Genomic DNA, 12,426 nt, shown 5'->3' on the forward strand with positions numbered 1-12,426 from the left:
GTATTTATGGCTGGTTGTCTGAATTTGATATAGCCGGAAACAGAACATAATGCAAATGAAGCGACAGTAAAGAATATTCAAGTATTCCTGAATATATTGGTCTGTATTATTTAAAAAGGGTTGCTGAAGCGTGATAGCTACCAAAATCAGTAAGGGTGCTGGGTAGCGGGGCGTTGACGCGGCGCGGGAGAAATAAAATGCCTGTATGTTGAATTATTTAGGATTCGCTATTTTATAATTAAGAGTGACTTAATTAATAGTTAAGTGATTTTTAAACCTTATCCGACAATATATTATATGTGTGCGTCACTTTTCAAAAATAAAGTGGCAGCAATTTTTGAATATGCTATGAGGCGTAATTAGCAGGCAAAATTATTTTATCGGCAGCGTTATTTAACGGGAATGCGAAAAAAGCATGAGTTTTATGAAGAGAATAACCCTATAAAATAAAGGGGCGGACCTTTACGGCCACCCCGTCAGCGAATTAAACGATAAAGTCGCTATATTTATGCGCGTTTTCAACCAGATAAGCGGGGAAGCGCGTGGAGCACAGCTCCTGTTTGATCATCTTCCGCTCCCGGTTCCAGATATCTTTGGCCTCGGTTATCGCCCTGATAATGTGCTCTTTGTTATTCAGATGCGGCAGATCATATTCGGTGTGAGAGATGGTCGACATTTTTTCGGAGATCCGCTCCGGGGTCATAATCCAGGAGAAGTGCCAGCCCGCCTCTTTGATCACGTTACAGCGCCACTTAAACCAGGCTCTGGCAAGCGCGTTGCGGTGCGGCATTGCTTTTTTAACGTTGCGGAAGGTCTCCGGCTCGCCACCAAAATAGTGCTTCAGGTTTTTAAAGGTAGTGGCGCGCGCAAGGGTGCACTGGCGCGGTGAACCATCCAGGTTAAAGACCTGCAGGTTGAACTGGTAATTATAAAACGGCATATGCAGCAGGGTGCAGAGATGGCGGGGATTAATCGCTTTAATCGCCTGCGGGCGGAAGATCTCATCCACGTCGGAGACCAGAATGATATCCTCATCCTTCGCCGTCTCCAGCCCGCGCATTATGGCGTTACGGGTGGCCGCTTCATTGGCCCAGGCGTCACACTCATCGGTGCCGGGCTTGCGTATCGGCGCGTCGGAGTAAACCACGTAGATAATTTTATCTTTAAACTTCTCAAAGCGGCTCGGATCGAAGTTCAGTTTTTTCGGTTTGCCGGTAAAGGTGTGCGTCGATTCGACAATGACGAAACGGTCCACCACCTCCGCAAGAGTATTAAGACGGATATCGAGCAGCATCTCTTCGTCATAATATAAAAAACAGTCGTATATCATCAGGTTAACCTTGTTTTTATTTTTAGTGCAGGTGTTGCAAATATTTTTAAAGCGGGTTGAAAAGTGACAACAAGATAGCAGACCGTTTAACAGAACAACAGCGAAGAGGGGCGGGGCGTTTTCCCCCTGCGCACGCAGGGGGAGAAAAGAGCGTCAGGCGCGCAGACGCTTTCCGGTCTGCCTGTCAAAAAGAAAGACTTTCGCTGGGTCGAAATCGAGGAAGCAAGGCTGCCCCACCTGAACCGGCAGTTTTTCATGCGACACCACAATCAGCTCCTGGTTTGCAACGCGCACCTGAATTTCCTGGCCCTCGCCGGTCATCTCCATCAGCACGATCTCCGCCGGCATCCCGGTATGGCTAAGGTGAAGATGGTGAGGGCGCAGGGCGCAGGCGATCGTCATCCCCTCAATGTGGTTGTTGAGCGGGCAGGGGAAACGGTGGCCATTCTCCAGCACCACCTCGCCATTCTGAATCACCCCCGGCAGGGTGTTGATCTCCGGGGTGCCGATAAAGCCCGCCACAAAGAGGTTGTCCGGGTCGCGGTAGAGCATCTCCGGGGTTGATCCCCGGGGTGCCGATAAAGCCCGCCACAAAGAGGTTGTCCGGGTCGCGGTAGAGCATCTCCGGGGTGCCGACCTGCTCGATATGGCCGCCGTTAAGCACCACGATGCGGTCCGCCATGGTCATCGCTTCCGTCTGGTCATGGGTCACGTAAATCGTGGTGCGCCCCATCCGCTGGTGGATTTTGCGGATCTCGGCGCGCATCTTGTGGCGCAGCTTGGCGTCCAGGTTGGAGAGCGGCTCGTCGAAGAGAAAGGCTTTCGGGTCGCGCACCAGCGCACGTCCCATCGCCACGCGCTGGCGCTGGCCGCCAGAGAGCTCGCGCGGCAGGCGGTCGAGCAGCGGCGTCAGGCCGAGGATCTCTGCCGCCTGCTCCACCCGCGCCATTCGTTCAGCTTTAGAGACGCTGGCGAGCTTGAGGGCAAAGCTCATGTTGTCCCGCACCTTCATATGCGGATAGAGGGCGTAGCTCTGAAAGACCATCGCGATATCGCGTTTTTTGGCGGGCAGGGTATTGACCACCTCCCCCTGCATCAGCAGCTCGCCGGAGGTGATATCCTCCAGCCCGGCAATCATGCGCAGCAGCGTCGATTTCCCGCAGCCGGAGGGGCCGACCAGCACGATAAATTCCCCTTCCTGAATATTCAGCGAGATCCCGTTGATGATATTGACGTTGCCGTAGGATTTACCCAGGTTATTTAATACGATCTGACTCATCTTACTCTCCTCGCCCCTGTAATAACGGCATCACGTTCTGGCGGTATGCAGCCGCCGCGTTGAGATCCTGCTGGATAAGGGTTTGCGCCGCGCCGGTGAAGCGCTGTGCGGCGGCGCGCAGGTCGAGACGGTTGGCGCTGTCGATACCCGCCAGCACCTCGGGTTCGATAATCGCCTCCCCGTGCAGCGCCCCGAGAATGGCGCCGCTCATCACGCCGATGGAGTCGGTGTCGCGCCCGGAGTTAATAGAGTCCTCCACCGCCGGGCGGAACGCCCCTTCGCGCAGCAGGCAGAAGGCGAGCGCCATCGGCAACTCCTCGATGGACATCAGGCGTGAGGGCTGGTAGGCCATCGTCGGCACGCCCGCTTTTTCCGGGCCGTGCATCAGGTCGTCACCCATCGGCGAGTAGGAGAGCAGCGCCGCGTGCAGCGCGTCCACCACCTCAAAATAGTCCCACGCCTGCCCCCGGTAGCGGCGGGCCGCCTCCAGGGTGGCAACGATCGCCTGGCGCGTGCCATCTTTGGCCAGCTTCAGGGCGATATCGATAATGCCCTCTACGGTGATCCCCGGAATAAAGGCCGCCGCGACGCAGGCGGCAAAGACCCCCGCCGCCTCCAGCCCGTAGCTCTGCTGGTGCCCCAGCGTAAAGTTGATCGCCTCCTGGTAGGCGGCGGCAGGGTGGCAGGCGTTGATCGCGCCAATCGGGGCGACATACATCGCCGCGCCGCAGTTGACCATATTGCCGACGCCGCCCTGACGCGGGTCGCAGGCGGCCAGCTGCAGACGGTGGAAAATCCATTTTTCCGGGTAGAAGAGACGCTCTATCACCAGCGCTTCACGATCCAGTTCGGGCACCCAGCGCGGCTCCCAGGCAATTTTGCGCACAAACGCCTCCGCCATATCCCAGGCGTCAAGGTGGCGGCCTGTCTCGTTATAGACCTCCATCAGGCAGAGGGTCATCAGCGTGTCGTCGGTGATAATGCCGTTGCCGCGAATACGGTTGTTGCGCCGCGCGGAGGGTTCATCCATCCGGTGCCAGCGCTGATGGATGGAGGTGACGCGGCCATACTTCTCTTCGATCTGCCGGGCGGAGAGTTTCTCCACCGGCCCGCCGAGCGCGTCGCCGAACGCCACGCCATAGAGCATGCCCAGAATCCGCGAGGCGAACGATAAATCAGGTTGATGAGTCAGAGTCATTTTAGTTTTTCCTGTGCATATTCAGTCATGGCGTCTCCCCCGGCGGCTCGCCATTCGCTGACGTAGCGCTCCCACTGGTCAAAGGACGCTTTGCCCGAGACAAACTTGTAGGCCCACGCGTTGTAGGTGCTGCTGGTGGCATCTATGGCCGCCGCAAATGACGCCGGGAAGATAAAGGCGTTATCGGCGGTAAAGTAACGCTGCGAGTTGTCGATGTAGCGCAGCATGGCGGGTGTGCGCCACTCCACCGGCGGCGTCCAGTTCGCGGCCGAGATAAAGCGCGGATACCAGGCGTTGATCTTCGGCGTCACCTTGTAGCGGTCGCCTTCCCGCACGTAGTGCTCCCCTTCAAAGCCCATCTGCTCCAGCATTTGTCCTTCCGGGCTTGCCAGAAAGTCGAGCAGGATCATCACCTCTTTTTTATGTTTCGACAGGGCGGACATGGCGAAGCCGCGCGTCTCCATCGAGACGTCCACCGCCGCCAGCCCTTGTCCCGCCTGGCTCGCGGGCGGGTCGAGCAGGGTCAGCGTGGCGTCAGGGTGGATCTGACGCATCTTCTCCTGATAGACACCCACGTTGCCCGGGGAGGTGACGGAGACGATGCCCACCTTGCCGGTATAAAATTCATCCTCCTTCAGCTCCCAGTTGGTGGTGATGTACTGGGAAGAGAGCAGCCCCTTCTTATAGAGCGAGTGGTAGAACATCAGCTTGTTCCGCTCCTGGGGGCTTATCTGGGCGTTAATCAGCTTGCCCTGATCGTCCTTCAGCCAGGTGGCGGTAATGCCGAACGCCGGGTTCATAAAGCCGTCGAGATCGCGCAGATCTTTCTCGGAGGTGATCCCCCAGGTATCGTCCTTACCGTTGTCGTTGAAATCGCCCTTTTTGATCGCCTCCATGAGCGTCACGTACTCCTCCAGGCTTTTCGGCGAACCGCTAAAGCCGCTCTTCTGCAGCCAGTCCTCGCGGATCACCGGCTGGCGCGCGCGCAGCGGAAAAACGTAAAGCAGCGTCGGATGGTTCTGTAAACGCAGTTTGTTGTGCGGCCAGAGCGCCTCTTTCAGCCAGCGGCTTTGCGCGAGCCAGGGACGCCAGTCCTCCAGGATCCCCTGTTCCACCATCTTCTGATCGCTGCCGTTGAAGTAGATCAGATCGGGGATAGTCCCGGAGAGCAACATCACGTTCAGCACGTCGGAGTAGCCGGACGAGGAGAGGTTAACGATCTCAATTTTGATATCGTGCCCCTGACGCGCCAGCGCCTGCTCGATGCGGTGGATATGCGCCACATCCTCGCGGTTGGTGGTCAGCAGATCCTTTTCCACCACCCGGATGGTGACCGGCTCGGCCCAGGCGCTCTGCCCGAGCAGCAGCGCGCCCGCCAGCGCACCCACAAACAGATTCATTGCCTTCATCGTCATCTCCTTAGCCCTTCACCGCGCCGGACATCGTCCCTTTGGTGAAGAAGCGCAAAATAATGGGGTAGATGGCGATAAGCGGGGCGATGGTGAGGGTAATCATCCCCGCTTTCAGCGCCTTAATGCTGATCTGGCTCGCCTCGGTGTAGTTGGACATGCTCTCCACGCCCACCATCGACAGCTTGTCGCCCTCGACCACGAACTGGCGCAGCACCACCTGCAGCGGCCATTTATCGGGATCGTTGAGGTAGACCATCGCCCGGAAGAACTCATTCCAGTGCAGCACCATGTAAAACAAGGTGATCATGGCAATCGACGATTTGGCGACCGGCAGGATGACGTGCCAGAGGGTCTGGAACGGGTTGGCGCCATCCAGCTCGGCGGCCTCCAGCAGCTCCTCCGGGATCTCCTCGAACAGCCGCACCAGGATAATCAGATACCAGGCGAAGATGGCGCGATAGAGGATCACCGACCAGTAGCTGTTGAGCAGCCCGAGCTTTTTCATCACCAGGAAGTCGGGGATGATGCCCGGCTCAAAGACGATGGTGAAGAGCACGAACATAAAGAGCCAGCGGCGCCCCGGCAGCCGCTTCTGCGCCAGCGCCCAGGCGAGCAGCACCGTAAAGACCACGTTAATCACGGTGCCCACCACGGTAATCAGCATGGCGTTGCCAAAGCCGCGCAGCACCGCTTCGTTGGTGAGCAGCAGCTTCCAGACATCCAGCGAGAAGCCCTGCGGGATAATGGCCAGCCCGCTCATGCCGGGCACGTTGGCCGGGCTGGAGAAGGAGATGGCCACCAGGTTGAGGATCGGCTGCAGGGTGACGACCACCAGCAGCATCAGCACGGAGAGAATAAGTACATACTCCACGCGCTCAAAGGGGGTGCTTCGCGATGAGATGCGCATTACCAGACTCCTTTACCCGTCAGGCGTTTAGAGACGTTGTGAGCCAGCACGATGAGGATCATGCCAATCACGCCCTTGAATAACCCTGCGGCGGTGGCCAGCGAGAACTCGCCGGTGCGCAGGCCCATGCGGTAGACGTAGGTATCGATAATGTCGATCTGCCCGTTGACCACATCGTTGGTCATGTTAAAGACCTGGTCGAAGCCCTGGCTTAAGAAGAGCCCGACGTTGAGGATAAAGAGCGTGGCGATGGTGGGGGTGATAGCCGGCAGGGTGATGTGCCAGATCTTGCGCCAGCGTCCGGCGCCATCCATCTCCGCCGCTTCATAGAGCTGCGGGTCAATGGCGAGGATCGCCGCGATATAGAGCAGGGAGTCCCACCCGGCGCTGCGCCACATTTCGGTAAAGACCAGCACCCAGCGAATGGAGCCGGTGTCGGTCATAAACGGAATCGGGTCGTAGCCCATTCCTTTGATAATTTCATTAACCGCGCCATCCACCGGAGAGAGGGTAGCGATTGCAATACTGGCAATGACCACCCAGGATAAATAGTGCGGCAGATAGATGACCGACTGTACAAATTTTCGGTAGCCGGAAGAGCGCACTTCATTAAGCAGCAGCGCGACGATAATCGGCACAGGAAAAATAAAAACCAGTTTCATTGCGCCAATAATCACCGTGTTCTGGATCACCTGCCAGAATACCGGCGATGACATCAGCGTGGCGAAATATTGCATCCCCACCCAGACGTTGGGGGGAATTATACGATATTGCTCAAACGCGATTTTAGTTTCCCATATCGGTAAATAGTGCCAGATGAAAAAATAGATTACGCCGGGCAGGGCCATCAGCCAGAATGGCCACCATCGGCGGAAAGTCTGCCGCCAGCGGGAGGCGTGAGGTATCGCCTGTTGTAAACTATTCTCCACCCGTGGTGGCGCATTGCCGGGCTTCGTTTCTGTAAGGGCTTTCATCGGGCATACTCCCATTACTTTAATGGTTGGAGTGAATGCAATAACGTTCTGCAAGGAAAATAAGAAAGCGTTTAGCTTTTCTCAGTAATAATGTTTTTATCGTTATATTGCGCCAGGCGGGTCAGTACGTCGTTGTACTCTGGCATATTCGAGGCTCCCTCCTTTTCGACCGCCAGCGAGGCAAACGCGCAGGCAAATTTCGCCGCCTGAATAATGGATTCGCCTTTCGCCATCGCCGCCGTAAAGGCGCCGTTAAAGGCATCCCCCGCGCCGGTGGTATCCACGCAGACCGCCTTCAGCGCCGGAATATGAATAAACTCCTTGCCGTCATGGATTAGCGCGCCTTTAGCGCCCATGGTGATAATGACGTGACCGACGCCGCGGGCCTTTATTGCTCTGGCCGCCTCTTTCGCGCTGGCGATATCGCTAATCTGCACGCCGGAGAGCAGAGAGGCTTCCGTCTCGTTGGGCGTCAGAAAATCGACATTCTGTAAACACTTAACCACGTCAGGGGAGTAGGGAGCCGGGTTCAGCACCACCCTGACGCCGTTACGATGGGCGATATCAATCGCCCCGAAGGTGGCCGCCAGGTTGTTTTCCAGCTGGGTTAAAAAAATATCGGACTGCCTGAGCTCCGGCGTGATGGCCTCGACTTCGTCGGGGGTAATGAACTGATTGGCGCCGGGGCTGATGGCAATCATATTTTCCCCGTCGCCCTGGCAGACATAAATAAGCGCGGTGCCGGTTTTTTTCTCCTTATCCTGATAAAGGGTAAAGCTGTCAATGGCGGAAGAGGAGAGATGTTCATAGGCCATCTGGCTAAACTGATCGTTACCCACTTTAGCCACAAAATGGGTTTTTACGTGGCATTTACTCACCGCCAGCGCCTGGTTAGCCCCTTTGCCGCCGGGACCGATAATAGTATTTTCTGAAAAAATAGATTCGCCGCTTTGCGGAAAACGATCGACGTTAGCCGTAATATCGACATTAAACGATCCCAGGATACAGACTTTACCTTTCATCTTTCGCCCTTTATGACGGGGTTTGACCTTTTTCCTCGCCAGCGCCGCGTCAAAATAGTGAATAATATTAGAGTCCAAATTATTTACTGACTGGGTATGAAAAATACGGCGTTTAATAATGGCGCCGCCGTGACAACGTTCAATTCCCCCCTCGCGTGACAGGGTATTCAGGTCGTTACGAATGGTCTCTTTAGTCACGCCAAATAGCCTGGCGAGATGATTCACCGTCGCGCGTTCATACTTGTTGAGGTAGGCCAGTATTGCATAATGCCTTTCTTTGTTGAGCATAATGTCACCTCTCGAAGTTATAATATTGTTTCCCGATTGTTAATGTGTTGAAGTCGTTCACATATCGCTCTGTGAAACAAAAACAAACGGAAATCAGGAGAGGGTTTTTATTGTAAAAACAGGGAATTAAGACGATCCGCTTCAGGGTTAATTTCAATAAAAAAGAGAAATAGCGCTATTGCGCTGATAAATGATGGCAATAAACACTCCGGGGAAATAATCGCTGGCGGTATTAATTGTATTTACGAATGTATATGGCTGCGGATATTTTATGGGGAAGGGCTACAGGGGCCGGTAACGCCCCTTTGGCAGAGTACCGACCCATACTCTGCCCCTGTTCGAACGGCATCACTCGGGGCTAACGGCCCCCCGTGCGTGCGCCGCGGCGGTAAAGGGTGCTGCGCGCTACGCCGAGCGCCTGCGCCGCCTTGCTGATGTTACCGTTGTAGCTTGCCAGGGTATCCGCAATCAGCCGCGCGTCGTGCTGCTGGCGTCCGCCCGCGACGGGGGCAGGGGCGGCGCGGTACTCCTCTGGCAGGGAGTCGGTATCCAGCGTTTCTCCCTCCTCCGCCAGCGCCAGCAGCACCTTCAGCAGGCTTTGCAGCTGGCGCACGTTCCCTGGCCAGGGGCAGGCCGCCAGCCGATCCACCAGGGAGGCAGAAAGCGCGATCCGGCGCTTTTCGCCGCCTAAATCCTGCCAGAGCTGGCGAATAAACGCGGCCCGTGCAGGCCACTGGCGCAGGGGCGGCAGCGTCAGGGCGAACTCGCGCAGGCGGTAAAAGAGATCCTCCCGGAAGGTCCCCTCCGCAACGCGCTGGGCGAGATTACGGTGGGTGGCGCAAATCACCGCGAAGTTAACCGGCACGCTCTGGCTGGCGCCCAGCGGCGTCACCTCTTTCTCCTGCAAGATCCTCAGCAGCCGGGTTTGCAGGGTGAGGGGCATATCGCCAATCTCATCAAGAAACAGCACACCGGCGTTGGCTTCGCGGATTTTTCCGGGATAGCCGTTCTTGCTGGCGCCGGTAAATGCCCCCGGCTGATAGCCAAACAGCTCCGATTCAATCAGCGACTCCGGGATGGCGGCGCAGTTAATCGCCACAAATTTGCCGCTGCGCCAGCGGCTGTGCTGATGAAGCATCCGGCTGATATGCTCCTTGCCGCATCCGGTCTCCCCCTCGATGCAGAGGGCGATGCCGGCGTTCAGCAGGCGAAGCAGTTTTTCCCCCTCGCGCGGGGTGGAGAAGGGGAGCCTGAGGCCCGGCGGCGGAGTCACCGCCACGCTAATGCGGGCAGGCGGGCGCAGGCGATAGTAGAAGCGCTGCCCCGCCACCCACAGCGGCTGCGGCACGTCGACCGCCTGCTGCGGCAGTTCCGGGAACAGCTGTCCGAAGGTCATTTGCCCCAGTTCGGCGGCGCTAAGACCAAGCCTGCGCATTGCCAGACGGTTACCGGCGGTGAGCAGGTTATCCTCAAACACCAGCAGCAGTTCGTCCACGCTGTCGAGCTTTTCCGGCCGGGGGTGCAGGCTCATCAGCCACTGCTGCGGATGAAGGCTCTGCTTAACCCACAGGTATTCGATCTGTTTCGCCGCCCCCTTCACCCACGCCAGCGTCTGCTGGTGGGGATAGCTGGCGGGACCGGAGATATCCAGCACGCCGGCCACCCGTCCATCCGGGCTTTGCAGCGGAACGGCGGCGCAGTAAAGATCCTGGTTGCGGGCCAGGAAATGCTGCCGTCCCTCGATTTCGCAGCTGTCGTCAATCGCCAGCGCAGTGCCGATGGCGTTGGTGCCGCGTCCGCTTTCGCTCCACAGGTTGCCCGGCGCCAGCGCCACGCGCTGGGCTTTATCCATCGCCTGCATATCGCCGAAGGTATGCAGCACCAGGCCGCTGGCATCGGAAAGCACCACCACGGACTGAAGATCGGTGACCTTACGCGACAGCGAATCGATGACCGGCTGGGTGAGCTGCTGCAGACGACGGTGGCTGGCGAGCCGATCCGCCAGTTCGCGCGAATGCAGGCGGGGAAAATCGTCCGCCGTGGGCTCCAGCCCATAACGCAGGCTGCGGGACCAGGAGTCGCTCAGTAGCGGATTCGCTTCGACCTCAGGCGTGAGGTTCAACGGATTTCCTCGCACGGGATACCTCGCGTAAGAGATGATGTGTTGCAACATTGTAGCAATATGGTTTATGCAGTGTTGCGATTTGCAACACAGAAGCCGCATTCTGCGCGACATCACCCGGAGATTCGTGCAATCATTCCTGTAATTTACTGATTCTAAAAAGAACTTACTGGAGCAATAAAAGTGGCATAACTCCTGCAATTCTCTTCGGGCGTGGCGAGCGTACAACACTAACAGGCCGCCGCGCCTCAACCCTACAAGAAGGAGATTTGCGATGCGTTATGCACATCCTGGCCAGCCGGGTGCTCTGTTTACACTTAAGTCCGTGTATGGCAACTACATTGACGGCAAATTTATCGAGCCGCTCAGCGGGCAATATTTCATGAATACCTCCCCGGTGGACGGCAGCGAAATCGGGCAGTTTCCCCGCTCCGATGCGAAAGATATCGACTACGCCCTGGACGCCGCGCACCGCGCCGCCGAGGGCTGGGGTAAAACCTCTGTCCAGCACCGCGCCAACCTGCTGCTGCAGGTAGCCGATCGTATCGAGGAGAAGCTTGAATATCTGGCGGTCGTGGAGAGCTGGGATAACGGTAAGCCGATCCGCGAAACGCTGAACGCCGACCTGCCGCTGGCGGTGGATCATTTCCGCTATTTTGCCGGCTGCCTGCGCGCGCAGGAGGGGAGCACGGCGGAGATCGACGAGACGACCGTGGCGTACCACTTCCACGAACCGCTGGGCGTGGTGGGGCAGATCATCCCGTGGAACTTCCCGCTGCTGATGGCCGCCTGGAAGCTGGCTCCCGCGCTGGCTGCCGGGAACTGCGTGGTGCTCAAACCGGCGGAACAGACGCCGCTCGGCATTACGCTTTTGATGGAGATCATCGGCGATCTCTTCCCGCCGGGCGTCCTCAACGTGGTGCAGGGCTTTGGGAAAGAGGCGGGCGAGGCGCTGGCAACCAGCAAGCGGATCGCCAAGATCGCCTTTACCGGCTCCACGCCGGTAGGCCGCCACATTATGGCCTGCGCCGCGGAGAACATTATTCCCTGCACCGTCGAGCTGGGCGGCAAATCGCCGAATATCTACTTTGCCGACGTGATGGACGGGGAAGAGGAGTTTATTGAGAAAGCGGTTGAGGGGCTGGTGCTGGGCTTCTTTAACCAGGGCGAGGTTTGCACCTGTCCCTCCCGGGCGCTGATCCAGGAGTCTATCTACGAACCCTTTATGGCGCGCGTGATGGAGAAGGTGGCGCAGATCCGTCGCGGCGACCCCTTTGATACCGACACGATGATCGGCGCGCAGGCGTCGCAGCAGCAGTTCGACAAGATCCTCTCCTATATCCAGATCGCCCGCGAGGAGGGTGGCAAGATCCTCACCGGCGGCGAGCGCGCCAGCATCACCGCTGAGCTGGATAATGGCTACTATATTCAGCCGACCCTTATCCAGGGACGCAACGACATGCGTAGCTTCCAGGAGGAGATCTTTGGCCCGGTGATCGGCGTAACCACCTTTAAGGATGAGGCGGAGGCGCTGGCTATCGCTAACCAGACGCAGTTTGGCCTCGGAGCAGGGGTCTGGACCCGCGACACCAACCTGGCCTATCGCATGGGACGCGGCATCAAGGCCGGGCGCGTGTGGACCAACTGCTACCACATCTATCCGGCTCATGCCGCCTTCGGCGGTTACAAACAGTCGGGCGTCGGGCGTGAAACCCACAAAATGGCGCTCTCTGCCTATCAGCAGACCAAAAACCTGCTGGTAAGTTACGGCACCGCCCCGTTAGGGCTGTTCTGATAGTCTGAGCCCGCGCGCCATGGCGTGGACTGCACCTTACTCAGTTGGGTGTCCAACTTTTGGGGTGCAGTCCAATTGACCGGGCTTCGTGCTGTTAAA

The 12,426-nt window shown here is 57.5% G+C and carries 8 protein-coding genes and 1 pseudogene; 1 reads left to right on the plus strand and 8 read right to left on the minus strand.

From position 1 onward, the window contains the following. Positions 1 to 484 precede the first annotated feature (484 nt). The 8 genes and pseudogenes from BN3796_RS05990 to BN3796_RS06025 all read right to left on the minus strand — a co-directional run bounded on the left by BN3796_RS05990 (position 485) and on the right by BN3796_RS06025 (position 10,547). Entirely contained in the window at positions 485 to 1,372 is an 888-nt protein-coding gene (locus BN3796_RS05990; protein ID WP_073885097.1) for a glycosyltransferase family 17 protein, read from the minus strand. A 111-nt stretch (positions 1,373 to 1,483) separates the two neighbouring features. Beyond that, positions 1,484 to 2,609, minus strand: a pseudogene (locus tag BN3796_RS21115) (ABC transporter ATP-binding protein). Position 2,610: 1 nt separating this feature from the next. Then, positions 2,611 to 3,807 (minus strand): ADP-ribosylglycohydrolase family protein, encoded by a 1,197-nt coding sequence (locus BN3796_RS06000; RefSeq protein WP_061707459.1) that lies wholly within the window; start codon positions 3,805 to 3,807, stop codon positions 2,611 to 2,613. Further along, a complete protein-coding gene (locus BN3796_RS06005) occupies positions 3,804 to 5,216 on the minus strand; it encodes an extracellular solute-binding protein (protein ID WP_238379218.1) in 1,413 nt (470 codons plus the stop codon). The genes BN3796_RS06000 and BN3796_RS06005 overlap by 4 nt, the downstream gene beginning before the upstream one ends. Positions 5,217 to 5,226: 10 nt before the next feature. Beyond that, positions 5,227 to 6,126: a carbohydrate ABC transporter permease gene (locus BN3796_RS06010; RefSeq protein ID WP_061707460.1), complete on the minus strand. Its 900-nt coding sequence runs from the start codon at positions 6,124 to 6,126 to the stop codon at positions 5,227 to 5,229. Continuing rightward, positions 6,126 to 7,100 carry an ABC transporter permease gene (locus BN3796_RS06015; protein ID WP_081430637.1) on the minus strand — a complete coding sequence of 325 codons (975 nt, stop codon included), beginning with the start codon at positions 7,098 to 7,100 and terminating at the stop codon, positions 6,126 to 6,128. The genes BN3796_RS06010 and BN3796_RS06015 overlap by 1 nt, the downstream gene beginning before the upstream one ends. Before the next feature lie 71 nt (positions 7,101 to 7,171). Next, on the minus strand, positions 7,172 to 8,410 hold the full coding sequence (locus tag BN3796_RS06020; protein WP_061707462.1) for a PfkB family carbohydrate kinase: 1,239 nt from the start codon (positions 8,408 to 8,410) through the stop codon (positions 7,172 to 7,174). A 358-nt stretch (positions 8,411 to 8,768) separates the two neighbouring features. Continuing rightward, complete coding sequence (locus BN3796_RS06025; protein ID WP_061707463.1) at positions 8,769 to 10,547, minus strand: sigma-54-dependent Fis family transcriptional regulator; 1,779 nt, start codon at positions 10,545 to 10,547, stop codon at positions 8,769 to 8,771. Positions 10,548 to 10,806: 259 nt separating this feature from the next. On the opposite strand from BN3796_RS06025, the gene exaC reads away from it, so the two are divergent. Continuing rightward, the gene (exaC, locus tag BN3796_RS06030) at positions 10,807 to 12,327 is read left to right on the plus strand and encodes an acetaldehyde dehydrogenase ExaC (protein ID WP_061707464.1); all 1,521 of its coding nucleotides are present in this window, start codon (positions 10,807 to 10,809) and stop codon (positions 12,325 to 12,327) included. Positions 12,328 to 12,426: the final 99 nt, after the last annotated feature.

The organism is Pseudenterobacter timonensis, assembly GCF_900021175.1.
GTDB classification, from domain to species: domain Bacteria; phylum Pseudomonadota; class Gammaproteobacteria; order Enterobacterales; family Enterobacteriaceae; genus Enterobacter; species Enterobacter timonensis.

Bases quoted from the DNA above. Each gene is read 5' to 3' on its own strand.
- BN3796_RS06000 (WP_061707459.1), bottom strand. From the start codon at position 3,807: ATGACTCTGACTCATCAACCTGATTTATCGTTCGCCTCGCGGATTCTG.
- BN3796_RS06005 (WP_238379218.1), bottom strand. From the start codon at position 5,216: ATGAAGGCAATGAATCTGTTTGTGGGTGCGCTGGCGGGCGCGCTGCTG.
- BN3796_RS06010 (WP_061707460.1), bottom strand. From the start codon at position 6,126: ATGCGCATCTCATCGCGAAGCACCCCCTTTGAGCGCGTGGAGTATGTA.
- BN3796_RS06015 (WP_081430637.1), bottom strand. From the start codon at position 7,100: ATGAAAGCCCTTACAGAAACGAAGCCCGGCAATGCGCCACCACGGGTG.
- BN3796_RS06020 (WP_061707462.1), bottom strand. From the start codon at position 8,410: ATGCTCAACAAAGAAAGGCATTATGCAATACTGGCCTACCTCAACAAG.
- exaC (WP_061707464.1), top strand. From the start codon at position 10,807: ATGCGTTATGCACATCCTGGCCAGCCGGGTGCTCTGTTTACACTTAAG.